This window comes from Mycobacteroides immunogenum, from assembly GCF_001605725.1.
Lineage (GTDB): Bacteria > Actinomycetota > Actinomycetes > Mycobacteriales > Mycobacteriaceae > Mycobacterium > Mycobacterium immunogenum.
In genome coordinates this window covers 5,069,489-5,091,504 of sequence record NZ_CP011530.1, presented here as the reverse complement: position 1 = coordinate 5,091,504, position 22,016 = coordinate 5,069,489, and the positions used below count along the sequence as shown (strand labels likewise).

At 64.9% G+C, this 22,016-nt stretch carries 18 protein-coding genes; 11 read left to right on the top strand and 7 right to left on the bottom strand.

Annotated features, from left to right (window positions below):
• The first annotated feature begins 162 nt into the window (after positions 1-162).
• Positions 163-1,341, top strand: coding sequence for an acyltransferase family protein (locus ABG82_RS27995; protein ID WP_131676229.1), 1,179 nt, complete (start codon positions 163-165; stop codon positions 1,339-1,341).
• Here ABG82_RS27995 and ABG82_RS25180 read toward each other — a convergent pair.
• Entirely contained in the window at positions 1,224-5,456 is a 4,233-nt protein-coding gene (locus tag ABG82_RS25180) for a DUF3367 domain-containing protein (RefSeq protein WP_043076278.1), read from the bottom strand. The two genes, ABG82_RS27995 and ABG82_RS25180, sit on opposite strands and share 118 nt — an antisense overlap.
• Positions 5,457-5,499: 43 nt before the next feature.
• Complete coding sequence (locus tag ABG82_RS25175) at positions 5,500-5,673, bottom strand: DUF2613 domain-containing protein (protein WP_005063958.1); 174 nt, start codon at positions 5,671-5,673, stop codon at positions 5,500-5,502.
• Between the two features lie 241 nt (positions 5,674-5,914).
• On the opposite strand from ABG82_RS25175, the gene ABG82_RS25170 reads away from it, so the two are divergent.
• Positions 5,915-6,982: an NADase-type glycan-binding domain-containing protein gene (locus tag ABG82_RS25170; RefSeq protein ID WP_043076279.1), complete on the top strand. Its 1,068-nt coding sequence runs from the start codon at positions 5,915-5,917 to the stop codon at positions 6,980-6,982.
• Between the two features lie 69 nt (positions 6,983-7,051).
• Entirely contained in the window at positions 7,052-8,728 is a 1,677-nt protein-coding gene (locus ABG82_RS25165; protein WP_043076280.1) for a sulfatase-like hydrolase/transferase, read from the top strand.
• A gap of 79 nt (positions 8,729-8,807) precedes the next feature.
• Here the strand turns inward: ABG82_RS25165 and ABG82_RS25160 are convergent, their stop codons facing one another.
• Positions 8,808-9,140 carry a TfoX/Sxy family protein gene (locus tag ABG82_RS25160; protein WP_043076281.1) on the bottom strand — a complete coding sequence of 111 codons (333 nt, stop codon included), beginning with the start codon at positions 9,138-9,140 and terminating at the stop codon, positions 8,808-8,810.
• 87 nt (positions 9,141-9,227) lie between these two features.
• Here ABG82_RS25160 and ABG82_RS25155 point away from each other — a divergent pair, with 87 nt between their 5' ends.
• Positions 9,228-10,454, top strand: coding sequence for an RNA polymerase sigma factor (locus tag ABG82_RS25155; protein ID WP_043076282.1), 1,227 nt, complete (start codon positions 9,228-9,230; stop codon positions 10,452-10,454).
• 18 nt (positions 10,455-10,472) lie between these two features.
• On the top strand, positions 10,473-11,600 hold the full coding sequence (locus ABG82_RS25150) for a glycoside hydrolase family 3 N-terminal domain-containing protein (protein WP_043076283.1): 1,128 nt from the start codon (positions 10,473-10,475) through the stop codon (positions 11,598-11,600).
• Here ABG82_RS25150 and ABG82_RS25145 read toward each other — a convergent pair.
• Together ABG82_RS25145 and ABG82_RS25140 are read right to left on the bottom strand one after the other, a co-directional pair.
• Entirely contained in the window at positions 11,597-12,883 is a 1,287-nt protein-coding gene (locus ABG82_RS25145) for a cytochrome P450 (protein WP_043076284.1), read from the bottom strand. The genes ABG82_RS25150 and ABG82_RS25145 overlap by 4 nt on opposite strands.
• 58 nt (positions 12,884-12,941) lie before the next feature.
• Entirely contained in the window at positions 12,942-14,282 is a 1,341-nt protein-coding gene (locus tag ABG82_RS25140; RefSeq protein WP_043076285.1) for a cytochrome P450, read from the bottom strand.
• Positions 14,283-14,634: 352 nt separating this feature from the next.
• On the opposite strand from ABG82_RS25140, the gene ABG82_RS25135 reads away from it, so the two are divergent.
• From ABG82_RS25135 to ABG82_RS25125, 3 genes are all read left to right on the top strand, one after another.
• The gene (locus tag ABG82_RS25135) at positions 14,635-16,470 is read left to right on the top strand and encodes a fatty acyl-AMP ligase (protein WP_043076286.1); all 1,836 of its coding nucleotides are present in this window, start codon (positions 14,635-14,637) and stop codon (positions 16,468-16,470) included.
• 125 nt (positions 16,471-16,595) lie between these two features.
• Positions 16,596-16,952, top strand: a complete 357-nt coding sequence (locus ABG82_RS25130; protein ID WP_043076287.1) for a YciI family protein — start codon at positions 16,596-16,598, stop codon at positions 16,950-16,952.
• 1 nt (position 16,953) lies between these two features.
• Positions 16,954-17,316 carry a YciI family protein gene (locus ABG82_RS25125; RefSeq protein ID WP_043076288.1) on the top strand — a complete coding sequence of 121 codons (363 nt, stop codon included), beginning with the start codon at positions 16,954-16,956 and terminating at the stop codon, positions 17,314-17,316.
• 1 nt (position 17,317) lies between these two features.
• Here the strand turns inward: ABG82_RS25125 and ABG82_RS25120 are convergent, their stop codons facing one another.
• The gene (locus ABG82_RS25120; RefSeq protein ID WP_043076289.1) at positions 17,318-18,058 is read right to left on the bottom strand and encodes a MerR family transcriptional regulator; all 741 of its coding nucleotides are present in this window, start codon (positions 18,056-18,058) and stop codon (positions 17,318-17,320) included.
• 79 nt (positions 18,059-18,137) lie between these two features.
• Between ABG82_RS25120 and ABG82_RS25115 the strand changes: the two genes are divergently transcribed.
• The gene (locus ABG82_RS25115; protein ID WP_043076290.1) at positions 18,138-19,028 is read left to right on the top strand and encodes a metal-dependent hydrolase; all 891 of its coding nucleotides are present in this window, start codon (positions 18,138-18,140) and stop codon (positions 19,026-19,028) included.
• Positions 19,025-20,320 (top strand): cytochrome P450, encoded by a 1,296-nt coding sequence (locus ABG82_RS25110; RefSeq protein WP_043076291.1) that lies wholly within the window; start codon positions 19,025-19,027, stop codon positions 20,318-20,320. The genes ABG82_RS25115 and ABG82_RS25110 overlap by 4 nt, the downstream gene beginning before the upstream one ends.
• On the opposite strand, the gene ABG82_RS25105 is transcribed toward ABG82_RS25110, so the two are convergent.
• Complete coding sequence (locus ABG82_RS25105; protein WP_043076292.1) at positions 20,317-21,210, bottom strand: TerC family protein; 894 nt, start codon at positions 21,208-21,210, stop codon at positions 20,317-20,319. The genes ABG82_RS25110 and ABG82_RS25105 overlap by 4 nt on opposite strands.
• Before the next feature lie 184 nt (positions 21,211-21,394).
• On the opposite strand from ABG82_RS25105, the gene ABG82_RS25100 reads away from it, so the two are divergent.
• Complete coding sequence (locus ABG82_RS25100) at positions 21,395-22,012, top strand: TetR/AcrR family transcriptional regulator (RefSeq protein WP_043076293.1); 618 nt, start codon at positions 21,395-21,397, stop codon at positions 22,010-22,012.
• The last annotated feature ends 4 nt before the right edge of the window (positions 22,013-22,016 follow it).

Here is a 22,016-nt window from a genome sequence, read left to right as displayed (position 1 = left end):
GCCCTGGTTCCGGCGGTAGCCGGATGACACAGCATGCCCAGGGCAAATCTGTCTGACCCTAACAGTCGGTGCGGTTAGGTGGTCATTCGCGATCGTACGGATTCGCAGGTCCTGGTCCGGTCGAATGTCGTGGGATCGGCTTAGAACCGTACCCTCGGCGGGGTGACCACAGCTCCAGCATCGGCTCCGGCCGTCCATGCGCGGGGCTTTGTGCCGGCGCTGGAGGGCATGCGGGCCTGCGCCGCGATGGGGGTCGTGGTCACGCACACCGCCTTCCAGACGGGCCATAACGGTGGTGTCGACGGTCGCATCCTTGGCCGCTTCGACCTGGCGGTGGCGGTCTTCTTCGCGCTATCGGGATTTCTGTTGTGGCGGCCGCACGCACTGGCCGCACACGGCGGGCCCGCCCCGGCCCCGGCCGGGCGCTACTTCGCGTCGCGGTTCGTGCGCATCGTCCCGGCCTACCTGGCCGCCGTCTTCGTCGTGCTGTTGCTGCTTCCGGATGCCACGGGGGCCCGGGGGATCGTCTGGCTGGCCAACCTGACGCTCACACAGCTGTACATTCCGCTAACTCTCACCGCGGGTCTGACACAGATGTGGAGCCTGGCGGTGGAGGTGGCGTTCTACATCGCGCTGCCTGCCATCGCGCTTCTGATGCGCCGGGCGCCGGTCAGGTGGCGGGCCCCGCTGCTGCTGGCTGCCGGGGTGGCCAGCCTGGGCTGGTCATTCATCCCCTTCAACCCGCCCGTCGGCATCAACCCGCTCACGTGGCCGCCTGCCTTCTTCTCCTGGTTCGTCGCCGGGATGCTGTTGGCCGAATGGAGCGCCGAGCCACCCGCCTGGACGCTGCGGCTGGCCCGCCGTCGGGTGCTGCTGGCGGTGCTGGCCCTTATCGCGTTCGCCGTGGCGGCCTCACCACTTGCGGGCCCGGAGGGGCTGATCCAGGCACCGCCGCACCAGTACGCGGTCAAGATCGCGATGGGTGCGACGCTGGCCTGGGCCTTACTCATGCCGTTGACCCTGGACGCCCCAGGCACCCGGCATCGAGTGTTGGGCAGTTCACTCATGGTGACCTTGGGCCGCTGGTCATACGGCCTGTTCATCTGGCACTTGGCCGCGCTGAACATGGTCTTCACGGTCATCGGGCGGTTTCCGTTCAGCGGGCACTTTCCGTCGGTGCTGATCCTCACGCTGATCTTCGGCTTCGCCATGGCCGCGGTGAGCTATGCGCTGGTCGAATTCCCATCACGCGAGGCGTTGCGCCGTTTCCAGGCGCGCCGCGACGGCAGGCGTACTGAGGCCAAGGCCACCGTGGCCACCGAAATCAGCGCCAGCAGCTGAATCCACCACGCATGGCCGGTATAGCCGCCCACAGATCGCCACGGATGCCGGGAGAGAGCCGCACCGGCCAACAGCAGTGAGCTGCCCGCAAGGTATGCGCCGGTGGCGGTGACCACGCGCAGCGGCCAGCGGGTCCACACCTTGAACGCCAGTGCTGCCAGGCCCACGGCCGCTCCGGTGATACCGCTGATCGCGGTGAGTGCGGCCACGACGACGACACCTGTGACGGGCCCGGAACGCCAGGGAATCACGTGAGGCAGCGTGGACCTGCGTCGCGCCGGCAGCAGCGCCAGCAGCGCCAGCACCGGCAGCAGTGCTAGCCCGCCGAAGAGCGCCGCCCGGTACCAGGTGTTGAGGCCGAAGGTCAGCGTGATCTGTCCGCCGTCGCCGGCCGGAAGCAGCCAGCCCTGCTGCCAGCCGTTGACGCGTATTGGGGTGAGCAGGTGCCCCTGCGCGTCGTGTGCCACCCAGCCGGGGTTGATGCTCTCGGGCACCACGAGTGTCCGACCGCGCGTCGAAGGCTCGGCGGTGACCTCGCGCCGATCCGGACCCCAGCTGCCCTTGCGCGCGGCCGTGATGGCGGCGGAGGTGGGTGTCGCGTTGGGCGCGGTCAGTTGCACTCCGTCGACGATGAACTGCTGGCTCGGATTGACCGTTACGTCCTGCACGCCGGCCCCGGTGGCGATGGGGCTGCTGTCGCAGGGTGTCGCCTGAATAACATTGCCGTCCAACAGGTCACGCACCGTAGCGGTGACGGACATGGGCACGAAGCGCCCGGCCAGAGCGAGTATGGGCCCGCGATCGCACCCGATGGTGATCGAGCGCTTGCTGTTCGCCGCATCGTCGGCCGGGGCGATCGGCTGATGTCTTGCGTCCATCGCGACCACCTCGGCGATACCGGGCGGTTTGAGCTGATCGAATCCCAGGGCGGTGCGGTCGATGATGTCGGTCCAGTCGGTCACCGTGACGGTGATGGTGTCGGTGACGAACGGATGCAGAGTCAGCTCCGTGCTGTCGGCCTTGGGGTCGATGGTGCGTACCTGTGGGCCGTCTCCGAGATTGATAGCTACCTGCCGGGGATGCGCGGGTACCTCGGTGCGGCTGGGGCGCAACCGAATTCCGCCGACAGCCGTGGGTCTGGGCAGTTTGATGACGAGGGACGGCAGATGCTGGCGTTGCACGGAGTCCTGCGGCGCCGTCCAGACCGTGCCCGGATCTCCATCGGTAGCCGCGTACGACGAGCCCTGAGGATCGATCACGTCGGAGTCGCCGCTGGCGTAGGTGGCGCCGGGCTGTTGGATCAAATCGCGCAACTGCGGCCCCGGACGGGCGCGCACCCACAGTTTCGGAGTCAGTGAAACCGGTTGGGGCACCGTCAACGTCCGGATAAAGGTGCCGGGCTCTTCAGGAGCCAGGGACAGCGTGGCCGCACATCGCAGTCGCTGGGGGGACGGGGCGCAGCCCGACCGGCCTTCCAGCGGTGAGCCCAGGTCCCAGCCGAGCGGATTGTCACCCGGTGGGGGTGCGGGGACGACCGCGCTGTGGCGCAAATCGACGGAGTGGGCGAAGCCCGCGGCATCGTATTGGGTGAGGGACAGTTCGGTGACGCCGAACTGCACTCCGGCGGTGCCGTCCTCCGTGCCGGTGGCGGTCACCTTGATCCAGTTGGTTTCCCCTGGCCGCAGTGCGATGTCCAGGGGTTTACCCGGTTCGTCGAATCGCACCGACGTGGTGCCGTTGTCGGTCTCGACTTCCAGTCGGCGGACCTGCGCGCCGAGGGCGGTGGCGCTGGGTGTGACGGTAAGGATCGCGTTGGTGATGGGCCGGGTCAGGTCAATCCGAATCCATTGTCCAAGAGCGGCTTCCAGGGAGCTACTGACCCAACTTGTCGCGTTGTCACGATCGATGGCGGCCGCTGTACTGGTGCCAGGTGCCACGTTGGGTAGTGCGGTGGAATCCGATGCGGAGCTGGACGCGGTGATGGTTCCGCCCGTCCAACTTCCGTTGACGAGGGGTACTCCGGTGGCCGGGTAATCGGGGACCCGGTTGAAGGTGCGGCGTTTGTCGCCGGGCGCACGGATGGCCGAGGAATGGTCGTCGACGCGCCCGTAATCGGTCTCGCGGGCCAGCGGAGTGTCGGTGACCATGGCGGGCCCGGGCCGCAGATGGGCTTGCGCGGCATCGGTGGCCAGCAGGGTGGGACCCAGCGGTGGCTCGTTCAGCTGGCGTCGTCGCTCGCCCAGCCGCAGCAGTGCTTCGGGCCCGCCCGCCACTCGGGGCATCGTGTCGGTATCCGTGAAATACGGGTCGCCGTCATGCTCGTGCATGTTCACCGCATAGATCTCGACCGCCGGGTAGCGCGGTCGCAGATCGCTGTCCGCGACAAAGCCTTCCACCGCACCGGCGCCGACGGGATCGCCGAACTGGGCCACCTTGGTCAGGCCCGGAGAGCTTTCGATGGTGTGGTGCACCAGGATCGGGCGTGCGGACCGCGAGGTGTCGGGGTCCAGATCGTTACGCACCACCAGATACGAAATGCCCTGCTGCGCCAGGGTATCGGCCAAACCGTCCGAGGGCCTGCCCGCGGCGAACAATTGCTGCACCGAATCGATGGCCCGGATGGTTTCCGGAGGTGTCAGCGGTATGGAATCACGTACTCCCCAAGGGGTTTGGCCCAATGCCTGTAGCGGTTCGTCGCGGGTGAGTCCCCAGGTCTGGATGGCGAACGGGGCGCCCGGCACCACGAGTGCGCGCCCGCCGTTGTCATGATCGGCCAACCAGTGCGCCGTGTCGCTCCAATACCCGGGAATCGCGTCGAAGCCACCGCGCGGCACCAGCCGGCCCGTCCATGCCAGTGAGGTGCTGGCCGCAAGCCCCACCGACAGCGCGATCGCGAACGCAACCGCCCGATTGCGTTCGGGTCGCGACAATGCCGAGAGCCACTGTCGCACCGGCACGCTGGCGGGCAGAGGTACCCGCGATAACGCGTGTGCCAGGCCAAGAATCAAGGGCAGCCGGATCAACGGTTCTAGCTTGTGCACATTGCGCAGCGGTGTGCCGCCGTCGTCCAGGAAGAATTGAATCTGTTGGGCCACAGGCGATCCAAGGGCACCGGTGTATCCGGCGGTCAGCAACACCAGGCCAACCAGGAGTATGGCGACCAGTCGCCCGCGTGCCGGCATGCCGCGCATGGCGAGCCCCGCCATACCCGCGGCGGCGATCATCGTGGTGGCGATGACCATGGCCGATTGGGTGACCAGTGATGAGCCTGCGGTCGCGGTCGGCGCCACGAACGGGGTCCAACTATCGGTTCCGCGCAGCACCTCGGTCAGCGAGGTCCATTGCGTCGTGACGCCGGAGGACTCGATGAAGTCGAGGAACTTGGGACTGATCTTGCCGAAGATGAGCAGCGCGGCCATCCACCACGTGGTGGCCAGTGCCAGGCAGGGAATCCACCATGCGGTGAAACGCCACCACGTGCGGTTCGGCCGGTGCGCCAACCACCAGATGACGGCCACCCCACAGGCCAGCGCGGTGGCCACCGCATTGACCGCGCCCATCAGCGCAACCGACACGGCCGACAGCGCCGCGGCCCGGCGCGGCGAGACGCGGCCCTGGAACACCAGGATGATCGGCAGCAGCACCCACGGGGCCAGCATCATCGGCAGGGTTTCGGAGGAGATGGCGCCCAGCGTGGTCAGCACCCGGGGAGATAGGGCGAACGCGATGGCCGCGAAGATCCGCGCGCCGCGGGTGCCGATACCCAATGCCTCCGCGACGCGGATGATGCCCCAGAACCCGGCCACGATGAGCAGCGCCCACCACAGGCGCTGCGTCACCCAGGCCGGAACCCCCAGCAGGTGGCCCAGGGAAAAGAAGGTGCCGTGCGGGAAGAGGTATCCGTATGCCTGATTCTGGGCCTGCCCGAACGGCAGATCACTACTCCACAGGTTCAGTGCGCGCGCCGCGAACCGCAGCGGATTGATCGCCAGGTCCAACTTGGTATCGGGGGAGATCTGCCCGGGCGACTGCGCGAAGGTCAGCAGCAGGGCGAGCGCTGAGGCAACCGCAAGCCACCGCCGGGATAGCGGCGAAGAGTCAAGGCGGTACGTCACGGCTCAGGAAATGCGGCGCGGCGCGGTCGGGAGCCGCGAGATGTCAGCTCCGGTTGCCGTAGTCGGGCCGGTTCAGGATCGCCGTCGACGGATCGATCCCGGTGACCACCGGCTTCTTGTCCTGCTCGACCGACAGCGTCAGGCCGAAGACCGCGGCAGCGCCCAGCAGCAGCCCGATCAGCACGCTCGCGGCGGCCGGCACCACAAATCTGGTCATCGGAGCTCCTCTAGGTCATGCAGATACAGCGGCCAAACTAGCACGTCCGTAATCAGCAACAATTCTCCGGCGGACAAGCCGCCACGTTCCTGAGACCATCAGCGAGGCCCCCGGGCGAGGTTGGGGGTGGGCAGACGGCCAGTTCGAGTGACCGAGGAACATGGTGAACCGTGAATAGACCGGCATGGCGAGCGGCCACGGGTGGCTACTTGCTACCACCGGTGCGGAATAATGGCCGCCCATGACCGGTCCATACAACTACGGACCGGCGCCGGACTACGACGCGGAGTTCGCCGCCGCGCACAATCCGGCGCTACCGCAGGATCAGCTGCTGCGTCTGTGGCACACGCGTCCCGATCTGCGCCAGGCGCTGGCGCAGCTGCCCGCGTGCCCGCCCAGCCTGGCCGCCCAGGTGCAGTTCTCCGATCCATGGCGTGATCCCAATGCCCGTTCGCATCGCGGGATCATCATGGCTTTCGCGATGCTGGCCGGTGTACTGGTGATCGTCGGGCTCGGATATGTCGGGTACATGGCGGTACACGGCGACGGCACCACCCCGCAGACGCACGGCATGCTTCCCCCGAATGATCCGAAGGTAACCAGCAGCAGCGCCGCGGCGACCACGACCGCGCCCCCACCGGTGCCGTCGAGCCCCATCAAGCCGGTGGATGTGTCCACCAACTGCGTTCAGGCCGAGGACGGCACTGACAGCAACGGCATGAAGTACGTCTACGACCCCGCCAAGGCGTTCGACAACGACCCCCTCACCGCATGGCGCTGCCAGTGGAAGGAGCAGGACGGCCAGTCGATCACGGCGAAGTTCGATCATCCGATGCTCGTCACCTCGGTTGGCCTGATCCCCGGGTACGCCAAGACCGATATCGACGGCTCGGACCGTTTTGCGCAGAACCGCAAGATCACCCGGGTGCGTTGGGAATTCAGTGACGGCAGCTCGGTCAAGCAGCAGGTACCGGTGAGCCGTGCGCTGGCAAGTATCAAGGTGAACGTGGTGACTGATTCGGTGACCATGGTCATCGAGGCCACCGAGCCCGGCGTGTCGATCGTGAACAAGAGCGGGCAGCGTCAGGACGCCTTCAACGGCTTGGTGTCGGTCAGCGAGATCGAGATCATGGGCACCCAGCCCACCGCCTCCGAGGGTCCGGCGCCGGCAGCTGTCCCGTCACCCGCACCGCCGGTGGGCGCTCCGCCCCCGATGCCCGCACCGGGACAAACACCCCTTGCCCCGCCTCCCGGGGCGTCGCCCGTCCCTGCGGTGCCGCCGGCTCGCCCGGCACCGGCCGGGCCGTAGCGGCTCGTCTCTAAAACCTTTCAGGCTCTTCTCAGTTCATTCTCGCCGAATTGCGGTTACGTTGGATCCATGGCCGAGCTGAACCGCAGGACCGTGCTTACCACCGGGGCGATAGCGGCCGGTGCCGCCGCCGTCGGCTTCGGGGGATACGAATTCCTCCGCGGGCCGAGCGGCAACAATTCGTCGGCGCCGGATGGCAGTAAGCCGAACATCTTGGTGATCGTCGTGGATCAGATGAGGGCTCCGCAATGGTTCCCCGACATCCAGAAGCTCACCAGCATTCTGCCGAACCTCAGCCGCCTGCAAAGAGATAGCGTCACCTTCACGTCGCATTACACAGCGTCGAACATGTGCACCCCATCGCGGGGAGCCATGACGACCGGGCTGTACTCGCATCAGACCGGATGCCTATACACGGGGGAGGGGCCGAGCGAATCCAGCCTGGCTCCGCAGTTCCCCACCTGGGGCACCATGCTGCGTCAGCAGGGATACCGCACCTGGTGGTGGGGCAAGTGGCATCTGGGCGACTGGAGCGACACCAATCCCGAAGGTCTTGATGCCCACGGCTTCTCGGGCGGAACCTTCCCCTCGCCGAATGGCATGCCGAATCAGGGGCTGAAGAAAGACCCGGGCATCGTCGACCAATTCGCGGGATGGTTCGATACGGAGGCCGGTAAGGGGCCGTGGTGCACCACTGTCTCCCTGGTGAATCCGCACGACATCTGTTGGTGGCCGAAAAATCCTCTCCCGGAGGATGTTCCGCATTGGTTCGATGGGCTGCCCGTCAACTTCCAAACCCCCGATGAGCTGCGCCAGCATCGCAAGCCGCAACTGCAGATCGACTATGCCAATTTCATGTCGCCGATCATGACGGGCGCGGTCACCTACTCGGGTCCGGAGATGGCCCGCCAATGGGCCCGCTGCCTGGACATGTATCTGTGGCTTCAGCAGCAGGTGGACGCCCAGATCGGCCGGGTGCTCGACAAGCTGGCCTCTCGTCCCGAGATCGACGACAACACGGTCGTCATCTTCACCTCCGATCACGGTGAGTACGCGGGATCTCATGGGTTGCGCGGCAAGGGGGCGACGGCCTATGAGGAAGCCATCCGGGTTCCGCTCTTCATCCGCGATCCGCACGGTGTGTTGACCCCGAAGCCAGGTGACACGCGGAACCAGCTCACATCCAGCGTTGACCTCGCGCCGCTGCTGCTGACCATTGGATCGGGCGGTAACGGGTGGCGTTCAGATCCGCGCTTCTCCTATCTGGCGGCGCGCGCCGACATCGCTGGGATAGCGAAAAACAATGCGGCAGGGCGTAAATGGATCGCCCACGTCACCGATGACATGTCGGTGGAGGAGATGGCGACCTTGCTCAAGGATCCTCGTATTCGGGCGGTGATGGGAGAGAACACGCCCACCGAGATCCCCACCTCGGCGCCGAGCCACATCGTCGCGGTACGCACGGCCGAGGCCAAGCTGGCCAATTACTCGTACTGGAAACCCGGTGGCATGCAGATCGACACCTCGCGGCCCTCGGATCGTGAGTTCTACGACTATTCAACGCCTTCCGGGCAACAGGAATCTCAGAATCAGGCCGGCGACAGCGCCAAGCAGGCCGCACTGCAGGCGCTCATCGACAACGAGGTGCTGCCCGAGGTGCAGGCGCCACTGCCCACGTTCCTGGGGCAGGCCCAGGAGCAAGGGCTGGCTGATATGCAGAAGTTGATGGTGCTGCGCGGCGGCTAGCCGCCTGTCCCTTCGCCGAGCGTGAAGCTATTGCGCGGATTTGGCCCGTCTCCCGCAGTAACTTCACACTCGGCGTGCGTCACTTGGGTGGCAGCGCTCCGGCATAGGCCAGCGCGCGTTTGACCCACAGTTCCAGCTGTCGCTTGGTGCGCACGCCCTCGGCGTCGATGCTCAGCCAGCCATTCATCTCACGACCGCCCATCACCATCCGGCTGACATGGGCCTTGGCGATCAGGGCCTCGGTGTCATGGGGATCGCAGCGGGTCAGCAGCCCGTCACCACGTTTCGCGGCGACGGTCATGTGACCGTTGACCAGAAACGCCAGCCCGCCGAACATCCGTTTCTCGGTCACGCCCCTGGTCGTGGCGATCACCTCGCGGATGCGCTCAACCAGGTCCTCGTCATAGGCCATGGCTCAATTGTGGCGCGTTGTCGATTTCGGCATGGTCTGTTCGTGGTGTCCATAGAACCCACGACACCAGAGAGGCACCATTGACCTGTGGCGCACGACGAGATCGGCCGCATCTTCCGCGAGGAGCACGGCCGTACCGTGGCGACGTTGATTCGCTACTTCGGCAGCATCGACATCGCCGAAGAGGCGGTGCAGGAGGCGTTCGAGGTGGCCCTGGCCACATGGCCGCCGGACGGCATTCCGCCCAACCCGGGTGCGTGGATCACCACAACGGCGCGCAACCGCGGTATCGACAAGTTGCGTCGCGATCGGCGGCGCGACGAGTTATCGCGCGAAGCAAGCGCTTTCGCGGAACCGCAGCAGGAGCCGGAGGACGTGGGCCCGGTGCGCGATGATCGCCTGCGGCTCATCTTCACGTGCTGCCACCCGGCGCTGGCGCAGGAGGCGCAGGTGGCGCTCACGTTGCGCCTGCTCGGCGGCCTCACCACCGTCGAGATCGCCAACGCGTATCTGGTGTCCGAATCGACAATGGCCGCGCGCATCACCCGGGCCAAGAAGAAGATCACTTCGGCGGGCATTCCGTACCGGGTACCCGCGGACCACGATCTGCCGGACCGGCTCACTTCGGTGCTGGCCGCGCTCTACCTCATTTACAACGAGGGATATGCGGCGTCCTCGGGCACGGAGCTCACCCGCACCGATCTCGCCGCGGAGGCGATCAGGCTTGCGCGAGTGCTGGTGGATCTGATGCCCGATGAACCCGAAGTCTTGGGTCTGCTGGCGCTGGTGCTGCTGACCGAGGCGCGCCGTCCCGCCCGCACCGATGACGGCGGAGCGCTTGTCCTGCTCGCCGACCAGGACCGCACCCGGTGGAATCGGCCGATGATCGCCGAGGGACATGAGCTGGTGCGCCGTTGCCTGCGGCGCAACGCCCCGGGGCCTTATCAGATCCAGGCGGCTATCAACGCGGTTCATGACGACGCCCCGTCGGCGGCCGGCACCGATTGGGGCCAGATCGTCACCCTGTACGACCAGCTGATGCGGCACACGCCCACGACCGTGGTCGCCCTCAACCGTGCGGTGGCCGTCGCGGAACGCGACGGTGCCCAGGCCGGACTTGACGCCATCGAATCGCTGCGCGATGAGCTGGACGGTTATTACCCATTGCACGCGGCGCGGGCCGATCTGCTCAGCCGGCTTCATCGAGACTCCGACGCGGCCGACGCCTATCGAAAAGCCTTGGAACTCACCGATAACGAGGTGTTCCGCGGCTACCTCGGTGACCGGCTGGCCCGGGTCGAACCCGGCGCATGACACGATGGCCTCATGAGAATGCGTGCAGGCACAGTACTGACCGGTCTCGTCGTCGCGGCGCTTACCGCCTGCGGTGGCAACACCTCGGAGCCGTCCAAGGAATCGTCGCCGTCGTCTTCGGGGAAGGCCCCGGTCACGGCGGCGCCCGCCGCTGACCTGGCATGCCTGAGCACCCGCGACAGGCTGGCACAGCTGCTCATGGTGGGTGTCAAGGACGCCGACGACGCCCGTGTACTGGTGCGTGATCACCACGTCGGTGGCATTTTCGTGGGCAGCTGGACCAAAAAAGAGATGCTGACCGACGGCTCCCTGCATGAGGTCGTCACCGCAGGCCCCATTCCCGCCGCGGTGAGTATCGACGAGGAGGGCGGCCGGGTATCGCGCCTGAAGGACCTCATCGGCCCGGCGCCGTCAGCCCGTGAATTGGCGGCAACGCAGACCCCCGAGCAGGTGCAGGCGCTGAGCCAGGAACGCGCGCAGAAGATGAAGGATCTCGGCATCACCGTCGACTTCGCGCCGGACGCGGATGTGACCGATGGTGATCCCGACGGCGCCATCGGTGACCGTTCGTTCAGTGGCGATCCGCAGAAGGTCGCCGAGTACGCCGAGGCGGCGGTGCGCGGATACCAGGCCGGCGGTGTGCGCGCCGTGGTCAAGCACTTCCCCGGACATGGCCACGCCTCGGGTGATTCGCATACCAATGGTGTGGTGACTCCGCCGTTGGAGCAGCTGAAGGACAACGATTTGGTGCCGTATCGCTCGCTGGTCACCAGCGGGGCCGCGGTGATGATCGGCCACATGCAGGTGCCCGGACTCACCGGTGACGACCCTGCCAGCCTGAGTGCCGCCGCTGTTGACTTGCTGCGCAAGGGAACTGGATATGGTGCCCCGGCCTACGACGGCGTCATCTTCACCGACGACTTGTCTTCGATGGCAGCCATCACCGACCGGTTTCCGATCGAAGAGGCGGTGCTCAAGTCGATCAAGGCGGGAGTCGACTGGGCGCTCTGGGTGAGCACCGAGAAGGTGGGCTCGGTGCTGGATCGTCTGGAGTCGGCTTACAACGCAGGCGAATTGAACGCAGACGCCATCAACGCATCCGTGCGCCGGGTGCTGGCCTACAAGGGCGTCGCCGCCTGCGGCTAGCCCAGCGTGACGGGCAGGCGGCGCAGTCCGTGGATGCCCATCCCGTTCAGGTACTCGGGCTTACCGGCCCGCGCTAACCGGGGGAAACGCTCGAAGAGCGATTGCAGCGCCGTGTGCAGCTCGGCGCGTGCCAGCACCTGGCCCAGGCACACGTGAATCCCCGTGCCCAGCGTGATGTTTTCGCGCGCGTTGGGCCGGGTGATGTCGAAGACATCGGGATTCTCGAATGCCTCGGGGTCGCGGTTGGCGCCGCCGAGAAGCAGCAGCGCCGACTGGCCGGCCTCGATGGTGTGCCCCTCGATTTCTACCGTTTCGGTGGCGACGCGGGCCGACCACTGATTGGAGGTGTCGTAGCGCATGAGTTCTTCGACCGCGTTGGGCCACAAATTGGGATCGGCTTGTAGCGCCGCTAGCTGCTCGGGGTGCCGGAGCAGCGTGACGATTGCCTTGCCCATCAGGTGTGTGGTGGTGACGAATCCCGCGCCCAGGAATACCGCGAAGAACATCTTGAGTTCAAAGTGGCTCAGGTCACTTCCCAGAAGCGCTGTGGCCAGCTCGCTTTCAGTGCCTTCACGGCGCAGCCGGGCGACATGCTCCTCAAGATATTCGTCAATCTCACGTAAAGCCGCTGTGCCATCTTGGTACTCGCCCCATGATGGCGCGGTGGTTGCGATCAGCTGGATGGCGCGGTTCATCGCCGTGTACAACCGCGAGTAGTCCTGCGGTGGAACCGCAATCATCTCCCCGATCACAGCGATGGGGATCTTTGCGGTGAAATCGGTAATCAGATCTGGGCTTTGGCACTGCTGCAACACATCCAGGTGTCCGTCAGTCACCTCTTGAATGCGACCACGCAGGCTTTCGATCGCCCTCGGGGTGAACGGTGCGGCCACCAGTCGGCGCAGGCGGCCGTGGTCCGGCGGGTCGGTGATCAGGATCGACGGCGGTTCGGCGGGGTTGAGCAGCTGCGGATCGCTCCACGCCGCCAGCCGCTGAATGATCGGTGAACCGGAGCGGTGCTCGGGCTTGAAGGTGACGAACCGATTGTCACGGAAGATGGTTCGGACAATCTGCGCATCCGCGGTGATCCACCCGTTCCCGGCCCGGGACAGCCGTCCGCGCTCACGGATCCTGTCGATGATGCGGTAGATGTCCGGGGCCTGGGTGACGTCGATTCCCAGTTGTGCGATGGGTTCACCCCGGCGCGCAAGCACTTTCAGATAGGCGCGGCCGAGCCCATGCGTGACAGCCCAATGGGTGCGTTGTTTGATCCGGTCCTGCATCCGTCCGATCCCCGTGTCGGCTCACTCGATGCCAAGCGGACACCGAGCACCTTCGAGATTATCTGCTGGCCTGAACCCGGGCGCGGCCGAGGTTCACCGGCAGGCTTCCGAAGCCGTGCAGATTCACGTGCTTACCGGGGGTGGGGCTATCAGCCAGCGCGAGCTCCGGGAATCGCTCGAAGAGCGACTGCAAGGCCACCACCCCTTCCATCCGGGCCAGGCTGGCGCCGAGGCATACGTGGATACCGCTGCCGAACGCCACATGCTCACGTGCGTTGGCGCGGCACACATCGAAGACATCGGGCTGATCGAAAACCGCCGGATCGCGGTTGGCTCCGCCAAGAAGCAGGATGGCCATGGAGCCGGCCGGCAGTGTGTGGCCCCCGAATTCGCAGGTCTGGGTGGCAACTCGCCCGGTGATTTGCACGGGGGAGTCGTAGCGCAAGATCTCTTCGACGGCGTTGGGCCATCCTTCTGGGTTTTCGCGCAGGTAGCCGAGTTGTCCGGGGTGACGCAGCAGCGCCACGATCCCATTCCCGATCAGGTTGACCGTTGTCTCGAATCCGGCGCCCAGCAGCAGCGCCATGGTGGCCTTGAGCTCGCGGTCGTTCAGGTCGCCGTCGCGCACAATGCTCGCCAGGATGCCGTCGACGGTGGGATCCGCGGCGAGTTCGCGACGCAACCGCACCAGGTGATCGTCGAAGTAGCGATCTATCTCGACGAGGGCCTGCGTGGCGTCGCGATACGCCGACCAGGTCATGCCGATATCCAGCAGCGCGGCACCGTGATTGCCCCACTCCAGGAGGAACGGGGCATCGGCACGCGGCACGCCCAGCATCTCGGCGATGATCGCGACCGGCAATTGTGACGCGTAGTCGTCCAGCAGATCCGCGCGTTCCTTGCGTTCGAGATTGTCGAGCAGTTCGGCGGTCACCTCTCGAACCCGGTCTTCCAGCTTGCCCACCGCGCGCGGTGTAAACGCCTTGGACACCAGCTTGCGAAACCGGGTGTGCTCCGGCGGATCGACGGCGAGCATCGCCGGTGGCTCGACGGGGTTGGGCAGGCCGGGTTCGGTCTTCGCGTACACCCAGCGGCTGAAGGCCAGCGGCAGAATCGGTGACGGGATGTTGGTGGGCGCCATGGTGATGAAGCGGTTGTCCCGCAGGACTTCGCGCGTCAGTGCCAGGTCGGTGAATATCAGGCCGCCGGCCCGAGAAGGAGTGACAGGTCCCGACGCGCGAATTTGTTCGATGTATTGGTAGTGGTTCTGAGCGCGGTCGGGGCCGAGGAACAGGGCGGCCAGGGGCAGCTTGCGCACTTGCGTCAACAAGGCGGCGCGGCTGATGCCGTGCATGGTTGCCCATCGTGACCAGTACTTAAGCTGATCCCTGGTCCGCATATTCGCCTCCGACGCTGGATGCTATTTGTCACGAGTCTAATAGCGGCTCCCTGGGAAGGGAATGCCGAAAATGTCCGGCAGCTCGCGACCGGCCCGGTCCGCGGCGCCGGCGCACACGGGATGGGAAGCCGTCGTGCCGGTCACATCATTCCTATGGGGTGTTTAAGGGCACAGTGCATAATTTGCTCAAAAGCGCTTCTCGACAAGGCTTCCTAGTGGGACTTCGAGTACCGTTTGCAGCTGGTACGTCACGTACCATCTACGTTCGGTCGGGACCGTAGCAAAAGCGTGATGGCTTATTTATTGCTGCTTGTCAACCGACTGTCGTAGTTACGGCTATGCGGAGGTTGCAATGAGTTCGCTTGTGTCAGGTTTGCGCGTCGAGGAATACCTGGATGAGACAGGCGCCATCTCGCTGCCCGATGGCTATACCGTCAATCATTACCTGGAATGCGCTGTCGATGGACCGCAAGACACATTTGCCTACCGCTATGTCGATTTCAACAGCGACCCCAATGGCGTCCCGGACGACCTGAACTGGCCGCAACTTCGTGCGCGCACCCGCGCGGTGGCGGCCAGGCTCCAGCAGGTGACCGCACCGGGGGAGCGGGTCGCGATTCTGGCCCCGCAGAGCCTGGATTACGTCGTTGGTTTCTTCGCCGCCATCGAGGCCGGAAACATCGCGGTGCCCCTGTTCGCCCCGGAACTTCCCGGGCACACCGAGCGGCTCGATGCCGTCCTCGCCGATGCGCGCCCGACTGTCGTGTTGACCAATCAGGCTGCCGCGGAATCCGTCAACAACTTCATCCGCCGGCTCCCGCGTGATCGTCGTCCGCGGGTACTGGCCGTCGACAGCGTGCCGGATTCGGTGGGTGCCACGTATGCGCGGGTGACTCCCGATACCGATGACATCGCCTACCTGCAATACACATCGGGTTCCACGCGAGCGCCCGCCGGTGTCGAGATCACCCATCGCGCGGTGATGACCAACGTGCTGCAGATGATCATTTCGGTGGGCCTGGACGTGGATGTACGGGGAGCGAGTTGGTTGCCGCTGTACCACGACATGGGTCTGCTGATGCTGATGTTCCCGCTGTGCGGCGGCCGGATGACATTGATGTCCCCGCTGTCGTTCGTGCGCAGGCCCGGCCGCTGGATCAAGGAACTGGCCGCGGCGTCGCACGCGGGCCGGACCTTCGGCGCCGCACCGAATTTCGCGTTCGAGCTGGCCGCCGAGCGTGGACTTCCCAAGGAGGGCGAATCGCTCGATCTGAGCAATGTTGCCGGACTGATCAATGGATCCGAGCCGGTCAACATCACGTCGATCCGCAAATTCAACGCGGCTTTTGGTCCATATGGATTGCCGGACAACGCAATCAAGCCGTCCTACGGTATGGCGGAGGCGACGCTGTTTGTGTCCTCTATCGCCCCGGAGGCGGAACCATCGGTCATTTACGTGGATCGCGAACGGTTGGGCGCCGGGTACGCGACCCGCGTCGACGCCACTCACGAGAACGCGATGCCGCAGGTGTCCTGCGGCCAGGTCGCACGCAGCCAGTGGGCGGTCATCGTGAACCCCAACGCGGAGGCGGAACTGCCCGATGGGCAGATTGGCGAGATCTGGCTGCACGGCAACAACATCGGTCGCGGGTACTGGGGCCGCTCCGGGGAGACCGAGGTGTCGTTCCGGAACAAGCTGCAAGCCCGACTGGATGCGGACAGCCATGCCACGGGTACCGAGCCGGGCGCCCTCTGGTTCCGCACGGGAGACCTCGGCGTCTATCTTGACGGCGAGCTGTACATCACCGGCCGGGTCAAGGACCTGGTGATCGTGGACGGCCGTAATCACTACCCCCACGACATCGAGGCCACAGTCGAAGATGCCTCGCCCGTGGTGCGGCGCGGATTTGTGGCGGCCTTCTCGGTACCGGCTGACGAACTGCCCGCGGGTGTCGATGCCGGTGACGGCACCGGCGAGAGGTTGGTCATTGTCGCGGAACGGGCCGCGGGAGCTGGACGCGCGGAATCCGGCCCCATCGTCGATGCGCTCCGGGCCGCCGTCTCCCGCCGGCACGCGCTGTCCGTCGCAGATGTCCGGCTGGTGCAGGCCGGGGCGATACCCCGAACCACCAGTGGAAAGATCGCGCGCCGGGCTTGTCGTCAGCAGTACCTGAACAACGGATGGTGAGATCCCGCGCGATCTTGTGAAAACTTTTCGATGAGCTGTCGATTCTGGGCAGGTCTATTCGTGGTGAGGTTGAAGGGAAGCCGCTAGGGCGCCCGATCGCCAGATACGGATAGAAAAGGACGACCATGAAGCAGTACCTACTTTCGGTCCACAGTTATGCGGAGAACGCCGTCCAGTGGAGCGACGAGGATATGCAGCGGCTCTACGCCCAAACCGGGGCACTCAACGAGAAGATGAAACAAGCCGGCGTGTGGGTGTTCGCGAACGGTTTGACCGAGCCGTCGGATGCGACGGTGGTGCGCAGCGTGAACGGCAAGATCACCACCACCGACGGCCCCTACCTGGAGACCAAGGAACACCTCGGTGGTTTCTGGATCATCAACGCCCCCGACCTCGACGCGGCCTTGCGGTGGGCCGCCGAAGGATCGGCAGCCTGCGAAGAGCCTGTAGAAGTGCGCCCCTTCCAGGACCAGGAGGCGTGACATGAGCCGCTACATGTTGTCGATCGTCTACGCGCCCGGAGCGGTACAGCCCGACGAGGCCGCCCTGGAGACCATCGGGGCAGATGTGCAGGCTGTCACCCGCAACATGCAGGAGGCCGGGGTGTGGTTGTTCGCGGCCGGTCTGCAGCCTGCCGACACCGCCACCATGGTCACTGCCGGCGCGTCCGGCCACACGATTACCGATGGTCCCTACACCGAAACCAAGGAACAGCTGGGCGGGTTCAGCATCATCGATGTGCCGTCGCTGGCCGAGGCTCAGCGGTGGGCGGCCGAAGTGTCCCGCGCGGTGTGGTGCCCCATCGAGGTGCGCGGCCTGGATCGCGGCTGCGGCGAGATCGACTGATTCAGGCTGATGAGGCCGGGCGGTCGCGTTCCAACACCGCTTCGGCCTCGTTGGCCTGCTGCAACAGGATCGGGTCGACGGTGTCATCGAGGGCCCTCGCCAGCAGGCGTGAGGCCAGCGTGACGGTCAATTGCTTTGCCTGCGAGGCATTCTCGGCAATCTTGGCCCAATCCTCGGAGACGTAGCCGGACTCGACGAACGGTTGCCACACGTCGGCCACATACGCGCCCAGCAGCAGCTGCGCGATCTGCTGTTGCAACCGATACACCTCACGCAGTGTCTCGGTGATCCGGGTCAAGCTCATTCCGGAGCCCACCAGTAGTTCGATCGCGTCGAGTGTTTCGGAATCGCGGATTGAGACGGTCAGGGGGTCCACGTCGGAGACCAGAGCCACATCCGCGAGCGCGGAATCGGCTCCCGTTCCGATACGTTCGATCAGCTCGGCACGGCGCATCACAACCGGTTCACCGGTCGCGAAGGGGCTGAGGGCCTGGGTCACCATCTTACGGACGCTGTCCTCGGAGCCGCCACCGGAATCGATCACCCGGCGGATGACATCCAGCGGAAAACCCTGGGATTTCAGATTTTTGACGTGATTGATGATCGCGACGTGCTCATCGGAATAGATGCCGACGCGGCCTCGCTTCTCGGGCGGGGGTACCAGCCCGAGCGTCTGCCACTCGCGGATGTTGCGCGCCGTCATCGCCACCCGCTGCGCCAACTGATCGATTGTCAGCTCCATCAGGGAAAAGATTACCCCATTGTCCGTTACGGAAATTTCCGTTACGTTTATGTCTGGAACGTCAACGGAGAGGATTCTCATGACCGTCGCTGCCCAGGCGAGCTACCCGAAGACCCGGCGGATCGCCTTCCGCTTCGATGAGTCGGAGTCCGGTGACCGGTATTTCGCGAACAACGACATCGCGTTCAGCCACACGGTCGCGTTCTTGTCGGCCGTTTTCCCGCCCGGGGAGGACATCTTCGTCCGGTCGGTGCGCAGGTATCGCGACAAGATCGCCGATCCCGACCTCAAGAAGCGGGTAGCCGGTTTTATCGGTCAGGAGATGACCCACGGGTTGCATCACCGCGATCTGAACAAGCAACTTGCCGAGATGGGTTATCCGACAGCGTGGTTCGAGTACATCCTGAACAGCACCGAGCGCATGGAGAAGTTTCTTGATGAGCAGTTTCCAGACCCGGACCGCTGCCGGCGATTCCGGCACCTGCTGCTGGCTTTCACCGTCGGTGCCGAACACTTCACCGCGGTGCTGGCCGAGAACGTGCTGAGCCGCCCGGAGCTGCAGCACATGATGACGGACCCCGAGATCAAGAACCTGCTCAACTGGCACGCCATCGAGGAACTGGAGCACAAATCCGTTGCCTTCGATGTCTACCGAGCAATCGGAGGATCGGAAACGTTGCGTATCAACATGATGCGAGTGCTGGCCAACATCGTCATACCGGTTGGTGTGCTCTCGTCCTGGGTTTCGATCCTGACCACCGACCCCGTCGGCCGGAAGCAGCCGTGGCGGGTGTTGCGCGAAACCGTGGGCGTTGTGCGCGGTCCCTTGCTCCGCGGTTTCTACCGCGAGATGAAGCCATTCATGCGTAAGGGCTTCCATCCCGACGACATCGACACCAACGCGCTGCTCAACGAGTGGCAGGACAGGTTGTTCGGTGCCGAAGGGGAACTGGTCGGCCACTTGAAATGACGCTCAAACACGACGCCAGGCTGGTGCGCACCACCACCAAACCGGTGGTGCGGTCCCTGATCTCCAATGCCTCGGACGAGCTGCGGGCTAAGGTACGCCGCCGCACGTTCGCCGGTGTGCAGGAGACCGCGTTTGATCCCATGGACCCGCAGACGGCGGCCAATCCGCACGCGGGTTACCGGGAGCTGCTGGCCGGCGGCCGTGTGCATTACAACCGCAAACGCAACATTTTCATCTTGTGCCGGTATGAGGATGTGCGGGCGGCGGCACGCAACGACGCGCTGCTGTCCAACCGAGATGGTGTGGTGCGGGCCAGGTTCGAGGTTCCGGTCCTGCTGAACATGGACCGGCCCCGACATACCGAGCTGCGCCGCAAGGCGTTGCCCGGCTTTACGCGCGGTGCGCTGGACGGCTGGGCGCCCACGGTGGACCGTTTGGCGGCGGCACTGGTGACCGGGCTGCTGGACACCCCAGAGGCAGATGTCGTTGAACACCTGGCGGTTCCGTTGCCCATGCAGATGATCGCGCATATCCTCGGCATACCGCCGGAGGATGAGGCGTTCTTCCGGCACTGGTCCAACGAGTCGGTGCGCGTCGCCAACGTCGAATTCAGCGCCAAGGGCCTCATGCAGGTTCCGGGCACACTCAACGGGGTGCGGCATCTGCACGACTACTTCATGACTCAGCTCGGCAGGGGAAATCTGCTGGGGTCGGACACGATGCTGGGCAGACTGGTCGCCGACGCCGGAGAGGGGCAGATCAGCCACGACGAGCTGTTCTACTTCGCGTTGCTGCTCCTGCTGGCAGGCAATGAGACCACCACAAATCTGTTGAGCACCATGTTCTTGACCCTGTCGGAGAACCCGGAACAGTTCGAACTCATTCGGGCAGACCCCGCTCTTATCGCCGGAGCCGTCGAAGAGCAGCTGCGGTACTCCTCACCGATACAAAACTTCTATCGCACGGCCACAAAAGATTACGTAGTCGGCGGCGCGGTGATTCCGGCCGGATCACGCGTCGCGCTGCTATGGGGTGCGGCCAACCGGGACCCACGCGAGTTCGATGATCCGGATCGCTTTCTTGCCGCCCGACCGGTCAGCCAGCATGTGGCGTTCGGATCGGGTGTTCATCTCTGCTTGGGGGCTGGCCTGGCCCGCATGGAGGGGCAGGCGGTATTGCGCGAACTCGTAAACCGAGTGCAACGCATCGAGATCGCCGACACCCCTCGCTGGACCACCAACAGCTCATTGCGGGGGTTGGAGCGGCTCCGGGTGCGGCTGGTGGCTCGCTAACCAAGTCCTGCGCGCTCGTCACCGCCGGCACCGGCACCGGCAACGGGCTTGCGGGACAATCCGACCGACCCCGAATCGGGCCCCGCGGAGGTGGCTGCCGCAATCGCGACGGACTCGTCGATACCCGGATAGCTGGGCCGCAGCGCAATGGGCTGACGGACCATGTTGTCCTGCCGGGCTTTTCGCGCCGCTGCCAGCAGATTGAGTGCCTCGACGAGAATCGCGAACGCCATTGGGCCATAGATCATGGCCTTGTCGATCTTGATCCCGAAGCCGTCGGCGATCAGGAATACCCCGATAAGCAGCAGGAAAGACAGCGCAAGCATCTTGACGGTGGGGTGGCGGTTGACGAAGGCGAAGACGAAGCGGGAGGCGAACAGCATGATCCCGAAGGAGAGCACCACGACGGTGACAATGACGATCATGTTGCTGGTCATACCCACCGCGGTGATCACCGAATCCAGCGAGAACACCAGGTCCAGCAGCAGTATCTGCACCAGCACAGCCCTGAATGTGGTTTCTCCGCTGGATGATTCGCTGTCCTCGGGAGCGCCTTCGAGCTTCAAATGTATTTCGTGGACGGCCTTGTAGACCAGGAACAGCCCGCCCGCGATCAGGATGAAGTCCTTGATCGAGAAGCCGTGGCCGAATACCTCCAACACGTCTTCTTTGAGGGTGATGATCCACCCGGCCAGGAAGACCAGACCGACCCGCATGACCATTGCCAGTGTGAGCCCCAGATTGCGGGCGCGGGCCTGCTTTCCGTCGGGCAGCTTGCTGGCCAGTATCGAGATGAAGATGACGTTGTCGATTCCCAGCACCACCTCCAGCACGAACAGGGTGAGGAAGACGGCCACCAGATCAGGGGTTAGCGCCAGGGTGAAGTCCACGCGCGCATAGTACGGGGTGGGGGTATCCGGACAGTGACGTTTGCGCGCTACCCTAGAGAAGGAGTGAAAAACACTTCATTCGGGCCGACTCGGCCCGCATAAATGGGGCGTATGTCATAGTCGAACTTCCCAGTAGCTTACTCTGGAGTAAGTTCGCGTTCACGTCCGAAGCTCGGAGGCAGGCATGGCGGGTGGTACCAAGCGGCTGCCCCGTGCCGTTCGGGAGCAGCAGATGCTCGATGCCGCGGTGCAGGAGTTCGCGCTCAATGGCTTCCGGGATACCTCGATGGATGCCATCGCGGCGGCAGCCAAGATTTCCAAGCCGATGCTGTACCTGTACTACGGCTCCAAGGAAGATCTGTTTGTCGCCTGCCTGCGCCGTGAACTCGGCCGGTTTGTCGAGGCGGTGCGCGGCGATATCGATCTGACTCAATCGCCCCGAGATGTGTTGAGCACCACCGTCGTATCATTTCTCAACTACGTCGATACCCACCGGGCGTCGTGGATCGTGATCTATGGACAGGCCACCAGCACGCAGCTGTTCGCCAAGCAGGTGCGTGAGGGCCGCGACAGGATCATCGAATTGGTGGCGCGGCTGATCAAGGCCGCATCGCCGGAGATCGACCCGGACACCGATTACGACGCCATGGCCGTAGCGCTTGTCGGTGGCGGGGAGGCCGTCGCGTCGCGAGTGGCCACCGGCGATATCAAGGTCGAGAGTGCCAAGGACACATTGCTCAACCTGGGCTGGCGCGGTCTGCGCGGTCGTCCGCGCGATGAACCCGTGGCCAAGCGCGCCTAGGTCC

Bases quoted from the DNA above. Each gene is read 5' to 3' on its own strand.
- ABG82_RS25100 (WP_043076293.1), top strand. From the start codon at position 21,395: ATGGCGGGTGGTACCAAGCGGCTGCCCCGTGCCGTTCGGGAGCAGCAG.
- ABG82_RS25125 (WP_043076288.1), top strand. From the start codon at position 16,954: ATGAGCCGCTACATGTTGTCGATCGTCTACGCGCCCGGAGCGGTACAG.
- ABG82_RS25170 (WP_043076279.1), top strand. From the start codon at position 5,915: ATGACCGGTCCATACAACTACGGACCGGCGCCGGACTACGACGCGGAG.
- ABG82_RS25165 (WP_043076280.1), top strand. From the start codon at position 7,052: ATGGCCGAGCTGAACCGCAGGACCGTGCTTACCACCGGGGCGATAGCG.
- ABG82_RS25145 (WP_043076284.1), bottom strand. From the start codon at position 12,883: ATGCAGGACCGGATCAAACAACGCACCCATTGGGCTGTCACGCATGGG.
- ABG82_RS25135 (WP_043076286.1), top strand. From the start codon at position 14,635: ATGAGTTCGCTTGTGTCAGGTTTGCGCGTCGAGGAATACCTGGATGAG.
- ABG82_RS25140 (WP_043076285.1), bottom strand. From the start codon at position 14,282: ATGCGGACCAGGGATCAGCTTAAGTACTGGTCACGATGGGCAACCATG.
- ABG82_RS25150 (WP_043076283.1), top strand. From the start codon at position 10,473: ATGCGTGCAGGCACAGTACTGACCGGTCTCGTCGTCGCGGCGCTTACC.
- ABG82_RS25130 (WP_043076287.1), top strand. From the start codon at position 16,596: ATGAAGCAGTACCTACTTTCGGTCCACAGTTATGCGGAGAACGCCGTC.
- ABG82_RS25175 (WP_005063958.1), bottom strand. From the start codon at position 5,673: ATGACCAGATTTGTGGTGCCGGCCGCCGCGAGCGTGCTGATCGGGCTG.
- ABG82_RS25110 (WP_043076291.1), top strand. From the start codon at position 19,025: ATGACGCTCAAACACGACGCCAGGCTGGTGCGCACCACCACCAAACCG.
- ABG82_RS25115 (WP_043076290.1), top strand. From the start codon at position 18,138: ATGACCGTCGCTGCCCAGGCGAGCTACCCGAAGACCCGGCGGATCGCC.
- ABG82_RS25160 (WP_043076281.1), bottom strand. From the start codon at position 9,140: ATGGCCTATGACGAGGACCTGGTTGAGCGCATCCGCGAGGTGATCGCC.
- ABG82_RS25120 (WP_043076289.1), bottom strand. From the start codon at position 18,058: ATGGAGCTGACAATCGATCAGTTGGCGCAGCGGGTGGCGATGACGGCG.